Annotated in this window: 21 protein-coding genes; 7 read left to right on the forward strand and 14 right to left on the reverse strand. The window is 69.3% G+C overall.

The genetic code is table 11. The features are described 5' to 3' along the window. Nucleotides 1–46 precede the first annotated feature (46 nt). From H4Q84_RS06185 to metG, 6 genes are all read right to left on the reverse strand, one after another. Nucleotides 47–817, reverse strand: a complete 771-nt coding sequence (locus tag H4Q84_RS06185; protein ID WP_248582525.1) for an MBL fold metallo-hydrolase — start codon at nt 815–817, stop codon at nt 47–49. A 2-nt stretch (nt 818–819) separates the two neighbouring features. Further along, on the reverse strand, nt 820–1389 hold the full coding sequence (locus H4Q84_RS06190; RefSeq protein ID WP_248582526.1) for a hypothetical protein: 570 nt from the start codon (nt 1387–1389) through the stop codon (nt 820–822). A 97-nt stretch (nt 1390–1486) separates the two neighbouring features. Then, nucleotides 1487–2134: a hypothetical protein gene (locus H4Q84_RS06195; protein WP_248582527.1), complete on the reverse strand. Its 648-nt coding sequence runs from the start codon at nt 2132–2134 to the stop codon at nt 1487–1489. Continuing rightward, on the reverse strand, nt 2065–2514 hold the full coding sequence (locus H4Q84_RS06200; protein WP_248582528.1) for a hypothetical protein: 450 nt from the start codon (nt 2512–2514) through the stop codon (nt 2065–2067). Before H4Q84_RS06200 ends, H4Q84_RS06195 begins: the two co-directional genes overlap by 70 nt. A gap of 66 nt (nt 2515–2580) precedes the next feature. Further along, nucleotides 2581–3342, reverse strand: coding sequence for a DUF3626 domain-containing protein (locus H4Q84_RS06205; protein WP_248582529.1), 762 nt, complete (start codon nt 3340–3342; stop codon nt 2581–2583). A gap of 3 nt (nt 3343–3345) precedes the next feature. Continuing rightward, nucleotides 3346–5133 (reverse strand): methionine--tRNA ligase, encoded by a 1788-nt coding sequence (gene metG / locus H4Q84_RS06210; RefSeq protein ID WP_248582530.1) that lies wholly within the window; start codon nt 5131–5133, stop codon nt 3346–3348. 59 nt (nt 5134–5192) lie between these two features. Between metG and H4Q84_RS06215 the strand changes: the two genes are divergently transcribed. Further along, the gene (locus tag H4Q84_RS06215) at nt 5193–5873 is read left to right on the forward strand and encodes a GPP34 family phosphoprotein (RefSeq protein ID WP_248582531.1); all 681 of its coding nucleotides are present in this window, start codon (nt 5193–5195) and stop codon (nt 5871–5873) included. A gap of 6 nt (nt 5874–5879) precedes the next feature. Here the strand turns inward: H4Q84_RS06215 and H4Q84_RS06220 are convergent, their stop codons facing one another. Next, complete coding sequence (locus H4Q84_RS06220) at nt 5880–6479, reverse strand: DsbA family protein (RefSeq protein ID WP_248582532.1); 600 nt, start codon at nt 6477–6479, stop codon at nt 5880–5882. Nucleotides 6480–7119: 640 nt separating this feature from the next. Between H4Q84_RS06220 and pepN the strand changes: the two genes are divergently transcribed. Continuing rightward, entirely contained in the window at nt 7120–9663 is a 2544-nt protein-coding gene (gene pepN / locus H4Q84_RS06225) for an aminopeptidase N (protein WP_248582533.1), read from the forward strand. Between the two features lie 2 nt (nt 9664–9665). On the opposite strand, the gene H4Q84_RS06230 is transcribed toward pepN, so the two are convergent. Beyond that, nucleotides 9666–10058, reverse strand: coding sequence for a DUF5130 family protein (locus tag H4Q84_RS06230; protein ID WP_248582534.1), 393 nt, complete (start codon nt 10056–10058; stop codon nt 9666–9668). After that, nucleotides 10036–10407: a hypothetical protein gene (locus H4Q84_RS06235; RefSeq protein WP_248582535.1), complete on the reverse strand. Its 372-nt coding sequence runs from the start codon at nt 10405–10407 to the stop codon at nt 10036–10038. The genes H4Q84_RS06230 and H4Q84_RS06235 overlap by 23 nt, the downstream gene beginning before the upstream one ends. Nucleotides 10408–10494: 87 nt before the next feature. Between H4Q84_RS06235 and H4Q84_RS06240 the strand changes: the two genes are divergently transcribed. Both H4Q84_RS06240 and H4Q84_RS06245 read left to right on the forward strand, forming a co-directional pair. Then, the gene (locus tag H4Q84_RS06240) at nt 10495–11556 is read left to right on the forward strand and encodes a mechanosensitive ion channel family protein (protein ID WP_248582536.1); all 1062 of its coding nucleotides are present in this window, start codon (nt 10495–10497) and stop codon (nt 11554–11556) included. Nucleotides 11557–11584: 28 nt separating this feature from the next. Then, nucleotides 11585–11977 (forward strand): globin, encoded by a 393-nt coding sequence (locus H4Q84_RS06245; protein ID WP_248582537.1) that lies wholly within the window; start codon nt 11585–11587, stop codon nt 11975–11977. Here H4Q84_RS06245 and H4Q84_RS06250 read toward each other — a convergent pair. Together H4Q84_RS06250 and H4Q84_RS06255 are read right to left on the reverse strand one after the other, a co-directional pair. Beyond that, a complete protein-coding gene (locus H4Q84_RS06250) occupies nt 11961–12827 on the reverse strand; it encodes a thioesterase family protein (RefSeq protein ID WP_248582538.1) in 867 nt (288 codons plus the stop codon). The two genes, H4Q84_RS06245 and H4Q84_RS06250, sit on opposite strands and share 17 nt — an antisense overlap. A 46-nt stretch (nt 12828–12873) precedes the next feature. After that, nucleotides 12874–13056: a hypothetical protein gene (locus H4Q84_RS06255; RefSeq protein ID WP_248582539.1), complete on the reverse strand. Its 183-nt coding sequence runs from the start codon at nt 13054–13056 to the stop codon at nt 12874–12876. Nucleotides 13057–13193: 137 nt separating this feature from the next. Here H4Q84_RS06255 and H4Q84_RS06260 point away from each other — a divergent pair, with 137 nt between their 5' ends. From H4Q84_RS06260 to H4Q84_RS06270, 3 genes are read left to right on the forward strand one after another with little or no spacing between them, the layout of a single operon-like run. Then, complete coding sequence (locus tag H4Q84_RS06260) at nt 13194–13799, forward strand: TetR/AcrR family transcriptional regulator (protein ID WP_248582540.1); 606 nt, start codon at nt 13194–13196, stop codon at nt 13797–13799. Between the two features lie 41 nt (nt 13800–13840). Beyond that, complete coding sequence (locus H4Q84_RS06265; RefSeq protein ID WP_248582541.1) at nt 13841–15067, forward strand: acetyl-CoA C-acetyltransferase; 1227 nt, start codon at nt 13841–13843, stop codon at nt 15065–15067. 8 nt (nt 15068–15075) lie between these two features. Further along, entirely contained in the window at nt 15076–15579 is a 504-nt protein-coding gene (locus H4Q84_RS06270) for a MarR family transcriptional regulator (RefSeq protein ID WP_248582542.1), read from the forward strand. 134 nt (nt 15580–15713) lie between these two features. On the opposite strand, the gene ettA is transcribed toward H4Q84_RS06270, so the two are convergent. From ettA to H4Q84_RS06285, 3 genes are all read right to left on the reverse strand, one after another. After that, the gene (ettA, locus tag H4Q84_RS06275; RefSeq protein WP_248582543.1) at nt 15714–17396 is read right to left on the reverse strand and encodes an energy-dependent translational throttle protein EttA; all 1683 of its coding nucleotides are present in this window, start codon (nt 17394–17396) and stop codon (nt 15714–15716) included. A gap of 42 nt (nt 17397–17438) precedes the next feature. After that, nucleotides 17439–19100, reverse strand: a complete 1662-nt coding sequence (locus tag H4Q84_RS06280; RefSeq protein ID WP_248582544.1) for an ABC-F family ATP-binding cassette domain-containing protein — start codon at nt 19098–19100, stop codon at nt 17439–17441. A gap of 449 nt (nt 19101–19549) precedes the next feature. Then, nucleotides 19550–19966 (reverse strand): single-stranded DNA-binding protein, encoded by a 417-nt coding sequence (locus tag H4Q84_RS06285; protein WP_248582545.1) that lies wholly within the window; start codon nt 19964–19966, stop codon nt 19550–19552. Nucleotides 19967–20096: the final 130 nt, after the last annotated feature.

Consider the following 20096-nt stretch of genomic DNA (forward strand, 5'->3'; position numbering starts at 1 on the left):
CCCGCGAGGAACGAACGGGTGTATCGAGACCTGCACCTCGCATCGGTCACAAACCGACGACCAGCCCCTCCCGGGCGACCAGAACCTCGCCGTCGTAGATCTCGGCGACGTCGCGGGCGGTGCGTTCGCGGTCGACGCCGGGCCAGAAGTGGGTGAGCAGCAGCCGCTTGGCACCGGCGTCGCGGGCCGCCTCGGCAGCCGTGCGGGCGTTCAGATGCAGTTGTTCCTTCTTCGGCTCGGCCAGCTGGGTGTAGTCGGTGCACTCGACGATGAACAGGTCGGCGTCGCGCCCGAGCTCGGCCAGCACGGGTGACGGGCCGGTGTCGCCGGTGTAGGCCACGACCAGGTCGTCGGAGACGAGCCGGACGCCCGCGTTGGGCACGTAGTGAGGCAGGTCGGCCGACTCGAGCCGCCACGGACCCACCGTGTACTCCGCGGCCGGCAGCTTGTGCCAGGTGAAGACCCGGTCGATCGCGCCGTCGTCCGGACCGTCGATGGACTCGACCGCCCACAGCTGGTCGCGCACCTGGGGCGGTGCGAACGCGGGGATCGGGGGCGCCGTACGCGCTCCGAACCAGCGGGCGCGGTAGAACGCGTGCAGGTCGCCCATGTGGTCGGCGTGCGCGTGGCTGACGACGACCGCGTCGACACCGTCGCCGGCGTGCGAGTCGAGGAGGGTCAGCAGCGGGCCAACGGTGCCGTAGCCGAAGTCGAGCACCACCCGGAAGCCACGGTGCTCCAGCACGTAGCCGCTGCACGCGTGCCCGGCTCCTGGCCAGGCGCCGCTGCTGCCGAGTACGACGAGTCGGCTGTCCACCACTAGCGCGACATCAGGGCGTCCATGGCGACCGCGACCGCCGCCGCGACCCGGAAGTCGACACGCGGGTCGGGTACGTCGACGGTGTAGCGGTCGCCGAGGCTCATCTGCCGGCTGACCGAGATGAGCGGGGCGCCGTCGCTGCCGACGTAGTCGAAGTGGATCGGCAGGAAGTCGAAGTCGGTGAACCGGCGGATCAGCGCGATCGCCATGTTGCGCTCCTGGCCGGTGCCGGCGTAGCCCGGACCCTCCAGATGGAACGTCGAGCGCAGCAGGCTGGCGCCGAAGTCCTTGCGGAAGAACCCCATCTGCGCTCCCGTCTCGTCGGTGACGTCGTAGCCCGCGTTGAGGTCCATCACGGCGCGCGCCTTGAAACCGAAGACCGGCCGGGTGCGCGACGAGTCAGTGAAGAAAGTGACCTGTTCCTTGAACGCGAAGCGCTTCTGCTCCGCGAAAGCCATCAGCTCACCGTTGCCACCGCCGGGAGCCGGCGCGAAGATCTCGTAGCGGTTCACCATCATCGTGAGCTTCTGCTTCACGAAGAACTGGGGCAGGTGCATCTGTGCGGTCATGGGCCCAGCCTAGGCGTGCGACGTCATACGGACCGAGCACCCGCTCCCACGATTTGTATGACGTCCCGGGAGACCAAGCGGTCGTGTCGGCGGACTGCTACTTGTCCATGTTCTCCCTGCAGAGCTGGAAGACCCCGAACTGACCTCCGGTGAGCACCACGGGTTCCTCCCACAACGGAAGGCAGGAGTCGCGCGTGAGCTTGCGCACCGTGGTGCCGTCGTCGAAGCCGTTGCCGCGGCAGGTCGAGTAGCCGACGTACACGTCGTGCGACTCCGCATCCGGCACCGCCAGCCGGAGGACCATCACCTCGTCACCGAAGTCGTCCTCCGCGCAGTTCGCCGGGGTGTCGGGGCCGCCGCCGGCCGGTGCCTGCTGGATCGCCTCGAGCAGCGACTGCGCCGCCGCGCCGTCGACCGAGCGCGCTGCGACGAGGCCGGCGCGGTCGAGGGGCAGCCGGGAGTACTGGCAGACGGCGATGCGATCGACCGTCGCCAGCTCAGACAGGTCGAAGGCCGGCGGCCGCGGGTGGTCCGTGGCCTGGGCCGGCGACCTGACGTCACAGCCCTCCGGCGTGGTGTCGACGACACGGGCGGAGTCGAGCATTGGCCGCACCAGCCCGGCGGTCGACGCGTCGGACAGCACGCGGACCTGGGCCGCGCCCACCGTGCGCGCCGTCAGGGTCCAGCCTTCGTGGGTGGTCTCCCCGTCGGGCACCTGGGAGACGAAGTCGGAGTCAGCGTCCACCAGTCCACGTGCGGGACCCACAGACGAGAGGGAGCGTCACCGAAGGCCGCGGGCACGTTCTTCTCGTCGTCGGGACAGGCGATCGTCATGACGAAGCCGCGGCTCTGGGTCTGGGCGAACGGGGAGTCCGGAAACCTTCGATCACCACCAGGCACGTCGGCGCACCAGTCTGGCCCTGGGGCGTGGCCCCAGCCCCAGTCCGCAGGCACGTCCAACAGCACGTCGCGGTAGGACACGACCCGCGTCCCGGTCAGGGCCGAGGAGTCCGGTGGCTCATCGTCGCCGGAGCTGGTCCGCGCCAGCGCTGCCCCGGCCACGACGACGAGCACGGCCGCGGCAGCAGCCGGCGCCGCCCAGCGTCGTCGTACGCCCCCCGTCATGCGGGCATCCTCCCTTCGGGAGGCCCGGAACGGCGGGGCCGACACCCAACCGTGACGCTGTTGTGGTCAGTCCGTGAGGCGGGCTCGGCCGAAGCGCGCCAACAGGTGCCAGGCCTTCTTCAGCGCCTGGGGATCGTGCTCACCAGCTCGGGCGGCATCGCCCAGCACGTCGGGAGTGAGTACGTCGCCCAGCGACGCGGCCAGGGCGACGTACTCGGGTCCGCGGTAGCCGACATCCAGGCCACCCGTGAGCACCGAGTAGCCCGAGTGCCACTCCACCGGGCAGCCCATCGCGTCAGCGGCTGCCCCGACGGCGGTGCCGCGGAAGCACGGGTCGAGCACCAAGGCCTCGACGTCCCGGTCGATCCGGAGACCGCCGTGCACGTGCGCCTCGACGTAGTCGTCGAGCGCGTCGTGCCCGGCTGCCTCACGCAGGGCGACCAGCTCGGCGATCAGGTCCGGGCCGCCAAACGCGGCGGGTTCGAAGACCGAGTCCGGGAAGCAGAACGTCGCTCGCTCGGTGACCTCGGGACGCAGCAGGAGGTACGCCGACCCGAAGCGCGGGCTGGCGCCGTACGGATCACGACGATCGTCCAGCGCGCCGTAGACCGGGCGGGTGGTGGGCTCGGAAGCGTCGTACCGGCCCTCGAAGAGGCGGCTCTCCCAGCGCCACCGGTCGCCGCGGGCGTGCGCGGTCAGGCCGCCGTTGGAGGTGCCGGTGACGAACTGCGACAGGTAGACGCCGTCGCCGGTCAACGCATCCACGACCAGGCCGTCGCGGAAAGGCCAGTCGGGGTGGAACTGGACGGTGATCCGGTGGCCGTCCACGGGTCAATCCGCCAGGCGGGCGAGCTCCTCGTCGACCACGGCCGGGTCGAGCTTGGTGAAGACCGGGACCGGCTTCTCGACCGGCGTGCCCACCACGAGAGGAGTACGACGCCACGCCCGGGCGCCGTCGTACTCACCGGTGATGATCGGGTAGCCCGCGCCGCCGTCGAGGTCCTCGACCTCTTCGATGCGCGGCAGCGGCTGCACGTCGCCGGCGCCGCCGAAGACCCGGTCGACCGCGTTGGCCGAGAACGGCAGGAACGGCGAGAGCACGGTGTTGAGGTCGCTCACGCACTGGGCGGTGACGGCGAGGATGGTGCCCAGCCGCTCAGGGTCTTCCTTGATCTTCCACGGCTCGGAGTCGGAGACGTACTTGTTGACCTCGCCAACGGCACGCATCGCCTCGGCCATCGCCTGGCGCATGCGGTTGCGGCCGATCAGGTCACCGACGTTGTCGAACGCGGCCTCGGCGGCGGCGAGCACGGCCTCGTCGTCAGGGGTGAGGGCACCGGTGGCCGGGATCTCGCCGAAGTTCTTGGCGATCAGGGTGGCGGTGCGGTTGACGAGGTTGCCCCAGCCGGCGACGAGCTCGGAGTTGGTGCGCTGCACGAACTCGGCCCAGGTGAAGTCGGCGTCCTGGTTCTCCGGGCCGGCGGCGGCGACGAAGTAGCGGAACGCGTCGGCCTGGTAGCGGTCGAGTAGGTCGCGGACGTAGATGACGACCTTCTTCGACGACGAGAACTTCCTGCCCTCCATCGTCAGGAACTCCGAGCTCACCACCTCGCTCGGCAGGTTGAGCGTGCCGAGCTCGTGGGCGGTGCCGCCCCTGCTGCCCTTGCCGTTGTAGGCCAGCAGCTCGGCCGGCCAGATCTGGCTGTGGAAGGTGATGTTGTCCTTGCCCATGAAGTAGTAGGACAACGCCTCGGGGTCGTTCCACCACTCGCGCCAGGCCTCCGGGTTGCCGCTGCGACGGGCCCACTCGATCGATGCCGACAGGTAGCCGATGACCGCGTCGAACCAGACGTAGAGCTTCTTCGTCGGGTTGTCGCGCCACTCGTCGAGCGGGATGGAGATGCCCCAGTCGATGTCGCGGGTCATCGCGCGCGGCCGGATCTCCTTGAGGATGTTCTGGCTGAACTTGATGACGTTGGGGCGCCACGTGGCGGTGGACTCGCGCTCGTCGAGCCACTCCCCCAGCGCCTCGGCCAGCGCCGGCAGGTCCAGGAAGAAGTGTTGGGTCTCTACGAATTTCGGCGTCTCGCCGTTGATGCGGGAGACCGGGTTCTTGAGGTCCTGGGGGTCGAGCTGGTTGCCGCAGTTGTCGCACTGGTCGCCGCGCGCGCCGTCGTACCCGCAGATCGGGCAGGTGCCCTCGATGTAGCGGTCGGGCAGGGTGCGGCCCGTCGAGGGCGAGACCGCGCCGTACGTCGTCTGCTCGAGGAAGTAGCCGTTGTCGTGCACGCCGGTGAACATCGCCTGCACCACGGAGTGGTGGTTGCGCGTCGTGGTGCGGGTGTAGAGGTCGTAGCTGCACCCGAGCGCGACGAGGTCCTCGGCGATCAACCGGTGGTTGCGGTCGGCGAGCTCCTGCGGCGGGATGCCGGCCTCGTCGGCGGCGATCAGGATCGGCGTGCCGTGCTCGTCGGTGCCGGAGACCATGAGCACGTCGTGGCCGGCCATCCGCATGTAACGGCTGAAGACGTCGGAGGGCACGCCGAAACCGGCCACGTGGCCGATGTGGCGCGGGCCGTTGGCGTACGGCCAGGCGACGGCAGATAGGACCTTGCTCATGCGGGCGATCCTATGAGGCAGGCGCCACCCGTTTGTCGGCAGTCTCCTAGAGTCGATCCATGAGCACTCTCATCGCCGAGGACCTGCTGCTGCTCCTGCTCGATGACGCCAAGGGCACCCTGACTGCCACCTCCTACCCCCAGACGATCCTGGGCGGCGGCCTGCTCATCGAGCTGGCCCTCACCGAGGCCGTCGAGGTGGGCGACAAGGAGGGCTTCTGGCGGACCGCCAAGGTGCGTGCGCGGCTCGACGCCAGACCGGCCGATCCCGTGCTGGTCGACGCCCTGGCTGTGGTCAACGACAAGGAACGCGGCGCCCAGGACCTCGTCAACCGGCTCGGCAAGGGCCTCAAGGAGACCCTGACCGCGCGCCTCGAGCAGCGCGGCATCCTCGAGCGACGCGACGGGAAGGTCCTCGGTCTCTTCCCACGCACCACCTGGCCCAGCGTCGACTCGACGCACGAGCAGACCGTACGCCGCGCGATCGAGGCCAGCCTGCTCCTGGGCGCGACGCCCGACGAGCGCACCGGAGCGCTGATCGCGCTCCTGCACGCGATCGGCCAAGCGCACAAGGTGATCGACCGTCAGGACATGCCGGCCGCGGAGGTGAAGGCGCGAGCCAAGAAGATCTCCGAGGGCGCCTGGGCCGCGAAGGCCGTCAAGGACGCCATCGCGGCGTCGGTGGCCGCCACCACCGCGGCGGTCACCGCCGCCACGTCGGCGACGGTCGTCAGCAGCTGAGCCGGGTCAGCTGAAGTCGAGCTCGCCGGTGCGCGAGCGCTTGAGCTCGTAGAAGTACGGCACCTTCGCGAGGGCCACGCAGCCGTCCCACAGCTGACCGGCTTCCTCGCCGCGCGGGATCTTGCTGAGCACCGGGCCGAAGAACGCCGTGCCCTCGATCGCGATCGTCGGCGTGCCCACGTCGTCCCCGACCTGGTCCATGCCCTCGTGGTGCGACTTCGCCACCGCGTCGTCGTACGACGAGTCGTCCATCGCGTCGACCAGCTCGGGCTCGAGGCCGGCGTCGGCCAGCGCCGCCGCGATCATGTCGCGGTCGAGCGACTCGCCGCCCTTGTGGATGCGCGTGCCCATCGCCGTGTAGAGCGGCAACAGCACCTCGCTGCCGTGCTTGTGCTCCGCCGCGATGCAGACCCGCACCGGGCCCCAGGCCGGCTTCAGCATCTCGCGATAGTCGTCGGGGATGTCCTTGTCCTTGTTGAGGTAGGCGAGGCTCATCACGTGCCACTGCACGGAGATGTCACGCACCTCCTCCACCTCGAGGATCCACCGCGACGAGATCCAGGCGAACGGGCACAGGGGGTCGAACCAGAAGTCGGCAGTCGTCATGTCGGATGTGAACCACCAGCCCCCGCACGCTATTCCTCAGCGGCCGACGGCGACCCAGCCGCTCCGTGTGCCCGGGGCCGATGGTGGTGCTGCCGCGGAAGATCCCGGCGTACTTCTTCGTGCCGAGCTCGAGCTTCGTCGGCCGGATGGCGGCGCGGCCGTGGTGGAGCTTGGTGGCCTTGTCCCGCTTGCCCACCATCACGGCGCCCTTTCCGCTGGCTCCCTTGCCTCCACCGCTCACGTGCAGCACGAAGCGCGGGCGTGGTCGCGCCCGACGTCGCGGACCAAGATCCGGGGAGCCAGGCGTCGTCGTGCAGGGTCGCGGTGGTGGCTCCGGCCACGGCGGCACCCGCGACGTGCCACTGATAGGCGTAGCTCGTGGGCGCCGGCGTCCCGGTGCCTCGTTTGGCGGTGAGGGTGCACGTGGTGCCCGAGACCTCGGCGTTGATCGGGGGCGCACGGTGTAGACCAGTGCGGCCGCATGCGCGGTGAGCTCGGGAGTAGCGATCCCGCGAGCGCGCAGACGAGTGTGACCACCTCTGCGACGCGCCATTGCGGAGTGTGCGGCGACGGGTCGCGGCCGCCATAGATCACCTCTACCGGTTACGCCCGCGTCCGCATCAGGTGAGAGGATCGCGGCATGGGTGGCACGAATCTTCATCGCGACGAAGCAGCGGCACGGGCCAAGCTGCTCGATGTCAAGTCCTACACGATCGACCTGGACCTGACGACGAGCGAGACGACGTTTGCGTCGACGACCACGATCGATTTCACGGCTCGTGAGCCGGGCGCAGCTACGTTCGTCGACCTTGTCGGCGCGACGGTCCACGAGATCACCCTCAACGGGCGGTCGCTCGACCCCCTGACGGTCTACTCCGACAGTCGCATCCAGATCGACGACCTGGCCGCCGACAACACCTTGGTGGTCCGCGCCGACTGCACCTTCAGCCGCTCCGGCGAGGGCCTGCACCGTTTCGTCGACCCTGCCGACGACCGCGTCTACCTCTACAGCCAGTTCGAGGTGCCCGACGCCCGCCGTGTCTACGCGACGTTCGAGCAGCCCGACCTGAAGTCCACGTTCACCTTCAACGTCACAGCGCCGGAGCACTGGAAGGTCGTGTCCAACGCGCCGACCCCCGAGCCGAGCCCGCTGAGCGACGGCAAGGCCCTGTGGAACTTCCCGCCCACCGAGCGGATGTCGACCTACATCACCGCACTGGTCGCCGGCGAGTACCACGAGGTCATCGACACCTACTCCGGCAAGTTCGGCGAGATCAGCCTCGGCCACTACTGCCGCCAGTCGCTCAAGCAGCACCTCGACATCGACGAGCTGCTCGAGGTCACGCGCCAGGGTTTCGACTACTTCGAGACGGCCTTCGACTACCCGTACCCGTTCGGCAAGTACGACCAGCTCTACGTGCCCGAATACAACATGGGTGCGATGGAGAACGCCGGCTGCGTGACGTTCCGCGACGAGTACCTTCCCCGCTCGCGCCAGGTCCACGCCTTCTACGAGCAGCGTGCCAACACGATCCTGCACGAGATGGCCCACATGTGGTTCGGCGATCTCGTCACGATGCGCTGGTGGGACGACCTCTGGCTCAACGAGTCCTTCGCCGAGTGGGCCTCCCACCACGCGATGGTGGTCGGCTCCAAGTACGCCGAGGCCTGGACGGGCTTCACCAACGCCCGCAAGAACTGGGCCTACCGCCAAGATCAGCTGCCCTCGACGCATCCGATCGCGGCCGACAACTACGACCTCGAGGCCGTCGAGGTCAACTTCGACGGCATCACCTACGCCAAGGGCGCCTCGACCCTCAAGCAGCTCGTCGCCTGGGTGGGTCTCGAACCGTTCATGGACGGCCTGCGTGCCTATTTCAAGGCGCACGCCTTCGGCAACTCCGAGTTCGCCGACCTGCTCACCGCCCTCGAGGAGGCCTCGGGTCGCGAGCTCGACTCGTGGGCCAAGGAGTGGCTGCAGACCTCCGGCGTCAACACGCTGGCCCCCGTCTTCGAGGTCGACGACCAGGGCGCGTTCACCTCGTTCGTCGTCGCCCAGAGCGCGGCCCCGGAGTTCCCGACGATTCGTCGTCACCGCATCGGCATCGGCCTCTACGACGTCGTCGACGACAAGCTGACCCTGCGCCACCGCGTCGAGGTCGACGTCGAGGGTGAGAAGACCACGATCGCGGAGCTGGTCGGTCACGCGCAGCCCGACCTGGTGCTGCTCAACGACGGCGACCTCACCTACGCCAAGATCCGGCTCGACGAGCGGTCGCTCAAGACCGTCATCGACAACATCGACAAGGTCGAGGACTCCCTGGCTCGCGCGCTGCTGTGGGGCGCCACCTGGGACATGACCCGCGATGCCGAGACGCGGGCCACCGACTTCGTGGCCCTCGTGCTGCGCGGCATCGGCACAGAGACCGACCTCACCGCGGTCAGCCGGCTGCCGGTCTACGCCCGCACGGCCGTCCACTACTACGCAGCGCCCGAGCACCGCGACGCCCTCGAGGCGACCTGGGAGCAGGGCCTGCGGAGCCTGCTCGAGGCCGCCGAGCCCAGGTCCGACCACCAGCTGGCCTTCATGCGGGCCTACGCCTCGGCCGCGCACTCCGACGAGGGGCTGGACTTCATCGAGGGTCTCCTCGACGGCTCGGAGACCGTGCCGGGACTCGAGGTCGACACCGACCTGCGCTGGACCCTCCTCACGGGTCTCTCCGTCAACGGTCGCGTCGACGCTGCCCGCATCCAGGAGGAGCTGGTGCGCGACAACACCATCTCCGGCCAGGAGCACGCCGCGATGGCGCTCACCGTCCGACCGACGCCTGAGGCCAAGGCCCAGGCCTGGCACGACGCGATCGAGCGCGACGACGTACCCAACGAGACGCAGCGCCAGATTGCCGCCGCGTTCCCCGTGGCCGGCCAGGGCGAGCTGCTCGCGCCGTACCTCGAGAAGTACCTCGCAGTCGCCGACACCATCTGGGAGGAGAAGGGCGTGCAGCGCGCGTCCACGGCGCTGGAGCTGATGTTCCCGATGCCGCTGATCTCCCCGCAGACGCTCGCCGAGGTCGACGGCTGGCTCGAGAGCTCCCCGGCCAACCCGGCCGCCAAGCGCTACGTCAGGGAAGGCCGCGCCGATATGGCACGAGCCCTGACTGCGCGCGAGAAGGATGCCAGCTGAGGCTAGCTCTCGGCGTGCAGCGTCTGCTGGGGTTTGGCGTGCTCGGCGAGCATCGCGATGCCGCGCTTGAGCCCGCCGACCTCGTCGCCCTCGCCGAAGGCCGACTGCATCGCCATCACTGCCAGCTCGACCTCGCGGTCGGGCAGGTGGCGGCGTACGTCGGCTCCGGTGACGACCTCGAGGGCGCGCACCGTCGGGTCGACCAGGATCAGCACGCTGTGTGACGGCGCCACCAGGGCGGCGTGCAGCGACCGGGCGTGGTCTGCGGGACTGCCCTGCGCGATGCCCCGGAAGACGGAGAACTCGAAGCGACAGGTCTGCTCCGCCGAGCGGATCGCCTTGTCGATGTCCGCGCGCTGACGCGCGGTCAGCTCACCAGCTGCCACTCGCCCCACCGGTTTCCTTCTCGTGACCGGAGTCGGCGGAACGGCTGGTCAGCTCACCGGTGCCCGCGCGGGGTCCGCCGAACCACTCGTCGTCGATCGGAGCGGCACCGGGGGCGAGCTTCTCACCTCGAGCCAGGGCCGGCACGTAGACCGCGAGCGCGATCAGCACGAACAGCAGCAGCGGCACACCACCCAGGAGCAGGAGGGCGTGCAGCACCGAGACGGGCTCCGGGTCGGACCAGCCCTCGGGTACGTCGGCGAGGGCGGGCCGTGCGGTGAGCACCACCGCGGCGAGGCCGCCGGCGATCACGGAGGCGCGGCGGGCGAGCCTGCGGGTGGACGAGGTCTGCGTGGTCACGGGGTGAGGATATCGGCTCCCGGCACAGGTCCCGCAGGCACCGGGTCAACTCGGTCATCTGCCCAGCCGGTCGCCATACTGGGCGCCATGTCTGCTCTTCCCCCGACCCTCTCTTTGCTGCCCACCAGCGACTGCACGAGCGGTGAGATCGTCTGCGGCTGGGTGCGTGATGCCACCGACAGCGAGCAGGCGGCCGAGGTGGCCGACGTACTCATCGGGGCACCCCTGGCCATCGTCGGGCTGATCCTGCTCGGCGTCGTCCTTCGCTGGTTCCTGCACCGGCTCGTCGACCGGGTCGTGCGCCACGCCGAGGAGGGGATGGTGCCCGACCGGCTCTCGAGGGTCGTCGGCGCCCGCGCGAAGCTCGGCCGCAGCGCCGAGCCGCCGCACGACGTCGCCACCTCCACGCGGCGGGTGCAACGCGCGAAGACCATGGGCAGCCTGCTGAACAGCATCATCAGCGGCATCGTGGTCGCGGTGTTCGGCACGATGGTGCTCAGCGAGATGAACGTCGACATCGCGCCGATCATCGCCAGCGCCGGCATCATCGGTGTCGCGTTCGGCTTCGGCGCGCAGAGCCTGGTGAAGGACTTCCTTTCGGGCATCTTCATGATCGTCGAGGACCAGTACGGCGTCGGCGACGTCGTCGACCTCGGTGAGGCGAACGGCACCGTCGAGGCGGTGAGCCTGCGGGTGACCCGGCTGCGCGACGTCAACGGCACGGTCTGGTACGTCCGCAACGGTGAGATCGTCCGGGTCGGCAACATGAGCCAGAACTGGGCGCGCACGGTGCTCGACGTCGCGGTCGGCTACGGCGAGGACCTCTCCCAGGTGCGTCGGGTGCTCAAGGACATCGCCCACGATCTGTGGGTCGACGAGGAGTTCAAGGGGCAGATCATCGAGGAGCCCGAGATCTGGGGCGTGGAGTCGATGACGGCCGACTCCGTCAACGTGCGGGTCACGCTCAAGACCGCGCCGATGGAGCAGTGGGCCGTGGCTCGCGAGATGCGCGAGCGGATCAAGGCCCGCTTCGACCACGAGGGCATCGAGATGCCGCACCGGCTGGTGTCGCGCCTCGACATGCCGCTGACGCCCGTCGCCGCCGAGCCCGCACCGCCCGTCGACCCCGCGCCCGGGGAGAGGCAGTGACCGGGCGCCGGGCACAATGGGTCGCATCATGTCCTCCCCTGACACCGAGCTGAGCTTCTACGACGAGATCGGCGGCGAAGCCACCTTCCGCACGATCGTCGACACCTTCTATGCCGGGGTGGCCGAGGACGACGTGCTCCGGCCGCTCTATCCCGAGCAGGACCTGGGCCCGGCCACGGAGCGGTTCACGCTCTTCCTCATCCAGTACTGGGGCGGCCCGACCACCTACTCCGAGGCGCGCGGGCACCCGCGGCTGCGGATGCGGCACGCGCCGTTCGCGGTGACGCCGCTGGCCAAGGACCGCTGGCTGCTGCACTTCCGCGCCGGACTCGACGCCGCCAAGCTGACGCCCGCGCAGGACGAGCAGTTCTGGGACTACGTCACCCACGCGGCGCAGTTCATGGTCAACTCGCTCGAGTGAGCCTCGCGCGGTACTCCGCCGACGGCTCCGTCGAGCGCTGCGTCTGAGCGTCGAAGACCACCACCACGACGCGCGCCCGGGACAGCAGGGTGTCGCCGTCGCGGATCTCGGACTCGATGGTGAACGACTTGTTGCCGACGTGCGAGACGTGCGCCCAGACGTCGTACGGCTCCTCGCGGAAGAGGATCGGCACCCGGTAGTCGACGTCGGTCTGTGCGACGACGACGCCGAGCGTCTCGTGCTCGTGGCCGAGGCCCGGGGTGAGGCCGGAGAGCATCTGGATGCGGGACTCCTGGAAGTACTCGAAGTACTTCACGTTGTTGACGTGCCCGTAGACGTCGACGTCGGAGAAGCGCACGTACAAGGGAAAGTGCGCCCGGGTGTCCTCGGGCGGCGGGTCCAGCTTCACGCGCGGGCGCTTCTCGGTGGGCTCGAGGAAACGCGTGAGGATCTCGCGTTCGGTCTCGCTGATGCGGCGGGGGCGCCCGGTCGCGAAGACGTACGGCGTCAGCACCGTCGTGGCCCGCAGGTACGTCGTACGGCGGCCGGCGTCGTCCTCGTCGAAGACCTCGTAGCCCATCGTGAACGACGCGGCCCGGAGCTCGGTGACCCAGCACTCGATGCGGATCGGGCGGAAGCGGAAGGTGAGCGGCGCGAGGTAGCTGACCTCGTGGCGCACCACGACGACGCCCTCCGTCAGCTCGGCGCCTTCAGGGCGGCTGGCGGGCACGTGCTTGCGGATCATGTCGACCCGCGCCTCCTGGAGGTAGTCGACATAGACAACATTGTTGACGTGACCCAGGAGATCCAGGTCGGCCCACCGCATCGGGCACTCGTAGACGTGGCGCACGCCTCGATGCTCCCAGACTCGGCGGACTGGTGCGTCAGTGCCCGTTTCAGTGGTGCGCGACGAGCCGGCCGTAGTAGGTCGGGATCGACTCACGGCGGATGAGACGGATCTTGCGGTTGCGGACGACGCCGCTGATCGCGACAGCCACGGTGAGGACCGCGGTGACGGCGGCAACCGCGAGGATCGACACCATGAACGCGGTCATGAACTCGGGATCGAAGTTGACCATGGGACTTCTCCTTTTTCTACATTTGTAGAATCTCTACGTCTGTAGAAACTACGCCTGTAGAACACTGGGGGCAAGTCGGGCTAGCGTGGGCTGTCTCACACCGTCGTCCGCACCGTTGACATTGCCGAGGAGGAGCCGTGCCCGAGCCGTCCCGCAGCGACATCAGTCCGCGCCGCCGGGCGATCCTCGAGGCCGCTCAGGCGGTCGTCGCCGAGCAGGGCCTGCGTGGGCTGACGCACCGCGCGGTGGACCGCGCGGCCGGTCTTCCCGAGGGCAGTACGTCGGCCTACCTGCGCACCCGCAAGGCACTCCAGCTCGCCCTGGCCGAGTACGTCGTGGGCCAGCACGCGATGGACGTGGAGGCCCTGTCGGTGCGACTGACCGAGTGCCAGGGCGATCCGGTCCGGGCCGCCGACGTCACCGGCGACCTGTTCCGGCGCTGGCTGCACGACCGCGACCGGCTGGTCGCCCGTCTCGAGCTCACCCTCGAGTCCGTCCGCGACGACGAGCTCTCCGAGCTGCTGGCGACCGCACGGGGCCAGCTCGTGGAAACGGTCGACCAGGCGCTCGCGACCGCCGGCAAGATGCACGACGCGACCCGGGCCGAGACGGTCGTGGCCGCCCTCGACGGCGTGCTGCTTGGTGGGCTGTTGAAGTCCCCACGCCAGCGGCCGGCGTACCTCCAGCGCTCGCTGACGCAGGTCTTCGCCTCCCTCAACGACGCCCCCGCGACGACCGTCTAGGGTGACGAGCGCAGTCACCGCCTTCCCAGATCGGAGCTTCCATGCCTGAGGCAGTCATCGTCTCCGTGGCCCGCACGCCCATCGGCCGCGCGAACAAAGGGTCGCTGAAGGACCTCCGGCCCGACGACCTCACCGCGTTCATCGTGAAGACGGCGCTCGACAAGGTGGAGGGTCTCGACCGCAACACGGTCGACGACCTCTACCTGGGTTGCGGGCTGCCCGGTGGTGAGTCCGGCAACAACATGGGCCGCATCGTCAACGTGCTCAACGGCATGGACGACGTGCCCGGCGCGACGATCACCCGCTACTGCGCCTCGTCGGTGCAGACCACGCGGATGGCGTTCCACGCGATCAAGGCCGGCGAGGGCGACGTGTTCATCTCGGCCGGCGTCGAGATGGTGTCGCGGTTCGCGAAGGGCACCTCCGACCACTGGCCCGACACCCAGAACCCGCAGTTCGCCGAGGCCCAGGCGCGCACGAAATCACGGGCCGAGGGCGGCTCTGCCGACTCAGGGGACTGGCACGACCCGCGCGACGACGGCACGCTGCCCGACGCCTACATCGCGATGGGTCAGACCGCCGAGAACGTCGCGAAGATGCGCGGCCTGTCGCGCCAAGAGCTCGACGAGTTCGGCGTGCGGTCGCAGAATCTCGCTGAGAAGGCGATCAACGACGGCTTCTGGGCGCGTGAGATCACTCCCGTCACGACCCCCGACGGCACCGTGGTCAGCACCGACGACGGCCCGCGCGCGGGCGTCACGTACGAAGGCATCAAGGACCTCAAGCCGGTCTTCCGCCCCGACGGTGTGGTGACCGCAGGCAACTGTTGCGCTCTGAACGACGGTGCGGCTGCCGTGGTGATCATGTCCGACACGAAGGCCGCCGAGCTCGGGCTGACCCCGCTCGCCCGCATCGTTTCGACCGGCGTATCCGCGCTGTCCCCCGAGATCATGGGCCTCGGCCCGGTCGAGGCCACCAAGATCGCCCTGGCCCATGCCCAGATGAGCATCGGCGACATCGACCTGGTCGAGATCAACGAGGCGTTCGCGGCGCAGGTCGTGCCGTCGTACCAGGATCTCGGCATCGACATCGACCGCCTCAACGTCAACGGTGGCGCGATCGCGGTAGGTCACCCGTTCGGCATGACCGGTGCGCGGCTGCAGAACACCATGCTCAACAGCCTCGACTGGCACGACAAGACCACCGGCCTCATCACCATGTGCGTCGGCGGCGGACAGGGCATGGCCCTGATCCTCGAGCGTCTCTGAGGATCGCGATGTCGGACAACGTCACGCCACTTCCGGTCCCGACCCGCTGGCTCGACGAGTCGCAGCAACAGATCTGGCGAGCCTGGATCCTCGGCAACACGTTGCTGATGGGCCGGCTCGACGACGACCTGCGCCGCACCCACAACCTGTCACTGGTCGAGTACGAGATCCTCGTGCGGCTCTCCGAGCGGCCGGCCCGGCGGATGCGGATGGCCCAGCTCGCCGACGCGCTCGCCCACAGCCGGAGCCGGGTGACGCACACCATCGACCGCATGGAGAGGTCGGGCTACGTCACCCGTGCGCCGTCTCCCGACGACGGCCGCGGCATCGTGGCGACCATGACCGACGCCGGCTTCGCGCTGCTCGAGAAGGCCGCGCACGCCCACGTCGACGGCGTGCGCGAGAACCTGGTCGACCTGGCCAGCCCCGAGGACCTCGAAGCCATCGGGCGGGTCTTGAACGCCGTTGCCGACCACCTGATCGCAGCCCACCCGGAGATGGAGCTCAGGTAGGACGCGCCAGCGGCCTACGTCTCAGCTCGGTCGAGCAAGCCGTCAGCGACTGAGCTTGCGAAGGCGCTGAACCGGCGTGTCGAGACCCGGTGGGACGATCGACGGCCTCGACCACCGGCAAGCAGAGGACGACGTCAGTCGCGCGTCAGACGCCTGTGCGTGACGCGGTGCGGACGGGCCGCCTCGATGCCGAGACGCTCGATCTTGTTCTCCTCGTACGCCGCGAAGTTGCCCTCGAACCAGAACCAGTTGGCGGGGTCCTCGGCGTCGCCCTCCCAGGCCAGGATGTGGGTCGCGACGCGGTCGAGGAACCACCGGTCGTGCGAGGTGACCACGGCGCAGCCGGGGAAGTCGAGGAGCGCGTCCTCGAGTGACTGCAGGGTCTCGACGTCGAGGTCGTTGGTGGGCTCGTCGAGGAGCAGCATGTTGCCGCCCATCTTGAGCGTCAGCGCCAGGTTGAGGCGGTTCCGCTCACCACCGGAGAGCACACCGGCCTTCTTCTGCTGGTCGGGACCCTTGAAGCCGAACGACGCGACGTATGCGCGGGAGTTCATCTCGAAGTTGGCGACCTTGATGAAGTCGAGCCCGTCGGAGACGACCTCCCAGACGTTCTTCTGGGGGTCGATGCCGCCGCGGCTCTGGTCGACGTACGAGATCTTCACCGTGGTGCCGACCTTGAGCTCGCCGGCGTCGGGCTCCTCCTCGCCCGTGATCATCCGGAACAGCGTGGTCTTGCCGACGCCGTTGGGGCCGATGACGCCGACGATGCCGGCGCGCGGGAGCGAGAAGTTCAAGTCGTGGATCAGCGAACGGTCGTCGAAGCCCTTGTCGAGGTCGTGTGCCTCGAGCACGATGTCGCCGAGGCGCGGACCGGCCGGGATGTTGATCTCCGAGGTGTCGATCTTGCGCATCCGGTCGGCGTCGGCCGCCATCTCTTCATAGCGCGCGAGGCGCGACTTGCTCTTGGTCTGGCGAGCCTTGGCGTTGGAGCGCACCCACTCGAGCTCGCGCTCGAGCATCTTGGCGCGCTTGGCGTCCTTCTGCCCCTCGATCTTGAGGCGGCCCTGCTTGGTCTCGAGGTAGGTCGTGTAGTTGCCCTCGTAGGGGTGAGCCTGGCCACGGTCGAGCTCGAGGATCCAGGAGGCGACGTTGTCGAGGAAGTATCGGTCGTGGGTGACGGCGAGGACGGCACCGGGGTACGACGCGAGGTGGCCTTCGAGCCACTGCACGGACTCGGCGTCGAGGTGGTTGGTGGGCTCGTCGAGGAGCAGCAGGCTGGGCTGCTGGAGCAGCAGCTTGCACAGGGCCACGCGGCGGCGCTCACCACCGGACAGGTTGTCGACGAGCACCTCGGGCGGCGGGCAGCGCAGGGCGTCCATGGCCTGGTCGAGGCGGCTGTCGAGGTCCCACGCGTTGGCGTGGTCGAGGTCGGTCTGCAGGTCGCCCATCTCGGCGAGCAGGGTGTCGAAGTCGGCGTCGGGGTTGGCCATCTCCTCGGAGATCGCGTTGTAGCGGTCGAGCTTGCCCTTGATCTCCGAGACCGCCTCCTCGACGTTCTCCAGGACCGTCTTGCCCTCGCTCAGCGGCGGCTCCTGCTGGAGCATGCCGACGGTCGCGCCGGGGTCGAGGATCGCGTCGCCGTTGTTGGCGTTGTCGAGACCCGCCATGATCTTCAGCAGCGACGACTTGCCGGTGCCGTTGGGGCCGACGACACCGATCTTGGCGCCGTGCAGGAACGAGAGGGTGACGTTGTCGAGGACGACCTTGTCGCCGTGGGCCTTGCGCACATTGCGCAAGGTAAATACGTACTCAGCCATGGCGGGAACCATACCTGCGGAGGCGCCTCGAGCTCGCATCGCTCAGAGCGCGACGACGCTCACCCGACCTCCGTCGAGACGCCATTCGTGGGTGACCCCGACCGCCTCCCGGAAGCGCTCGTCGTGGCTCACGACCAGCAACGTGCCGTCGTACGCTCCGACCGCTGCCTCGAGCTGCTCGATGCCCGCGACGTCAAGGTGGTTGGTGGGTTCGTCCAGCACCAGGGTGTTGACCTCGCGGCCCTGGAAGACGGCCATCAGTGCGCGGGTGCGCTCCCCCATGCTCAGTCCGCTGGCGGGCCGGTCGACGTGCTCGGCACCGAGACCGAACTTCGCCAGCAGGGTGCGTACGTCGCCCGGTTCGGCTCCGCCGAGCTCGCGCCCTACGACCTCGGCGACCGACTCGTCGGTGTCCATCAGCCTTCGCTCCTGGTCGAGGATGCCGAGCGTGACCCGGGCACCCAGCGAACGCCGCCCACCATCGAGCGGCACCTCCCCCATCAGGGCGCCCAGCAGCGTGGACTTGCCGCTGCCGTTGTCGCCCAACAGCGCGATGCGGTCGGCCCGCCCGACGGCCAGGGTCACCGGACCGAGGGTGAAGTCGCCGCGTCGTACGACTGCGTCGGTCAGGGTGCCGACCACGTCGGTCGAGGGCGGGCCGGAGGTCAGCTGGTACCTCAGCTGCCACTCCTTGCGTGGCTGCTCGACGCCGTCCAGGCGGTCGACCGCGTCCCGCAGGCGTGAGGCCTTGGCGCCCTGCCGATCGGCGCGCGCCTTGTCGCGCTCACGCAGGTGCTTGTCGCGCTCGTCTCCGCGCTTGACGGCCAGCAGGCCCTTCTCGGCCCAGGCACGCCGCTGCCGGGACTGCGTGACCAACGAGTCGCGGGCGTCGGCGTACTTCTCGTAGTCGGCCCAGGCTCTCGCGCGGGCCGCTTCCTTGGCGGCGACGAAGTCGGACCAGCCGCCCGGGTGGTGGGCGATCGACTGCTGGTGGAGGTCGAGCTCGACCACGGAGGTGACCACCCGGTCGAGGAACGCCCGGTCATGACTGGCGATCAGCACCGGACCGTCGTGCGAGGTCACGAAGTCGGCCATCAGCTCGAGCCCACGGCGGTCGAGGTTGTTGGTGGGCTCGTCGAGCAGGAGCACGTCGTACTGGCTGAGCAGCACCGCGACCAGGCACGCCCGGGCGACCTGGCCACCGGAGAGCGTGCCGAGCGGGCGGTGCGGGTCGACGTCGAGTCCGACGCGGCCCGCCACGCCGGGCAGGCGGTCGATGAGGTCGGCGGCGCCGAGGGCGAGCCAGCGTTCGAGAGCGCCGGCGTAGGCGTCGTCGGCGCCCGGGCCACCTTCGGCCAGGGCGAGTGAGGTCGACTCGAGGCGCTCGTCGGCTGCGGCCACGCCTGTGCGTCGGCGCACGTAGTCGAGCAGCGACTCGGTGCCGTCGGGCACGACCTGCGGCAACCAGGCCATCGTCGCGTCGGCCGGCGCCACCCGGACCGTGCCGGAGTCCACCGGCAGCTCACCGGCGATGGTGCGCATCAGCGTCGACTTGCCGGAGCCGTTGACGCCGACGACGACGGTGACGTCGCCGGCGGCCAACACCAGGTCGAGGCTCGTGAAGAGGGTGCGCGCACCGAACGCGACGCCGAGGTCGTTCAGCGTGACGGTGGCAGTGGTGTGCGAAGAAGAGGTCGAAGACATGGGAGTCCCGGGGAGTCGGACGGACCGCTCACGGCGGTTGGTCGGCTCAGGAGTTCTTCACGACCCGCACGCTACGCGGGTCGGGCGTGAAGACCAACCGAAATACGATGAGACCTGCACGGTCCTCGCGGCGTCTTGCCGTCGAACGATTTCGACATCTTGTGTGGTGCGGTCGGCAGCAAGGACTGCACGCCGTTGCGTCGGCCCGACGGGACGGCGTACGGCATCAGCTTCAACGCCGACAGCCTGGGCGCGGCCTTCTTCGACTCGCACGTCCTGACCGACGACGAGGGCCTGGTGCAGGGCTGGTCTCCGACGACACCTCCGGCGAGAAGTGGAGCGCGCCGGTCACCGCCGACCGGCCGGCCCTCACCGTCGAGCAGGTGCGCGCGATCGCCGAGGACCCGACCTGGCAGGACTGGACTCCCCCGGCCGACGACTGACGGCCGTCACGCCGCGGACTCCTGGCGCACCTCCTCGACCGGCTGGTCGGCAGGCTGCTCGACCGGACGCGGCGGCCGGCTGAAGTCCGCGCGCCCTCGCGAGAGGTCATGCCCGATCGTCGCGGCCACCACGACGTGCCTGGTGGAGCTGGTGCCGTCGGGCCGGTCCCACGTCTCGGCGACGAGCCGGCCCGTGACCAGCACCGGCTGGCCGCGCCGGACGCTGGCCGCGACATTCTCGGCGAGCGTGCGCCAGGCCTTCACGGAGTACCAGATGGTCTCCTGGTCCTCCCAGGTGCCGTCCTTGAGGCGGCGCGGAGTGCTGCCGACGCGCAGGGTCGCCACGGGCGTGCCCGTGGTGGTGTGGTTGAGCTCGACGTTGCCGCCGACCCAGCCGGTGAAGGTGATCATCGTGTCGTTCATCGTGACGTCCTCAGTGGTGGGAGCAGCGACGCGGTTGCGTCGCAGCAACCAGAGTCCGCACGACCACCGACGGGCACGACGACACCGCCGACGCCCTGTGGACAACCGCGAAAACACGGTCCCTGTGGAC

Origin of the sequence: Nocardioides sp. InS609-2 (assembly GCF_023208195.1) — a bacterium.
Taxonomy (GTDB): Bacteria; Actinomycetota; Actinomycetes; order Propionibacteriales; family Nocardioidaceae; genus Nocardioides.

What these genes read in the sequence shown, in the direction of transcription:
- metG (WP_248582530.1), bottom strand. Translation starts at nt 5,133, where the DNA reads ATGAGCAAGGTCCTATCTGCCGTCGCCTGGCCGTACGCCAACGGCCCG.
- H4Q84_RS06190 (WP_248582526.1), bottom strand. Translation starts at nt 1,389, where the DNA reads ATGACCGCACAGATGCACCTGCCCCAGTTCTTCGTGAAGCAGAAGCTC.
- H4Q84_RS06270 (WP_248582542.1), top strand. Translation starts at nt 15,076, where the DNA reads ATGTCGGACAACGTCACGCCACTTCCGGTCCCGACCCGCTGGCTCGAC.
- pepN (WP_248582533.1), top strand. Translation starts at nt 7,120, where the DNA reads ATGGGTGGCACGAATCTTCATCGCGACGAAGCAGCGGCACGGGCCAAG.
- H4Q84_RS06265 (WP_248582541.1), top strand. Translation starts at nt 13,841, where the DNA reads ATGCCTGAGGCAGTCATCGTCTCCGTGGCCCGCACGCCCATCGGCCGC.
- H4Q84_RS06220 (WP_248582532.1), bottom strand. Translation starts at nt 6,479, where the DNA reads ATGACGACTGCCGACTTCTGGTTCGACCCCCTGTGCCCGTTCGCCTGG.
- H4Q84_RS06200 (WP_248582528.1), bottom strand. Translation starts at nt 2,514, where the DNA reads ATGACGGGGGGCGTACGACGACGCTGGGCGGCGCCGGCTGCTGCCGCG.
- H4Q84_RS06255 (WP_248582539.1), bottom strand. Translation starts at nt 13,056, where the DNA reads ATGGTCAACTTCGATCCCGAGTTCATGACCGCGTTCATGGTGTCGATC.
- H4Q84_RS06280 (WP_248582544.1), bottom strand. Translation starts at nt 19,100, where the DNA reads ATGTCTTCGACCTCTTCTTCGCACACCACTGCCACCGTCACGCTGAAC.
- ettA (WP_248582543.1), bottom strand. Translation starts at nt 17,396, where the DNA reads ATGGCTGAGTACGTATTTACCTTGCGCAATGTGCGCAAGGCCCACGGC.
- H4Q84_RS06245 (WP_248582537.1), top strand. Translation starts at nt 11,585, where the DNA reads ATGTCCTCCCCTGACACCGAGCTGAGCTTCTACGACGAGATCGGCGGC.
- H4Q84_RS06215 (WP_248582531.1), top strand. Translation starts at nt 5,193, where the DNA reads ATGAGCACTCTCATCGCCGAGGACCTGCTGCTGCTCCTGCTCGATGAC.
- H4Q84_RS06285 (WP_248582545.1), bottom strand. Translation starts at nt 19,966, where the DNA reads ATGAACGACACGATGATCACCTTCACCGGCTGGGTCGGCGGCAACGTC.
- H4Q84_RS06240 (WP_248582536.1), top strand. Translation starts at nt 10,495, where the DNA reads ATGTCTGCTCTTCCCCCGACCCTCTCTTTGCTGCCCACCAGCGACTGC.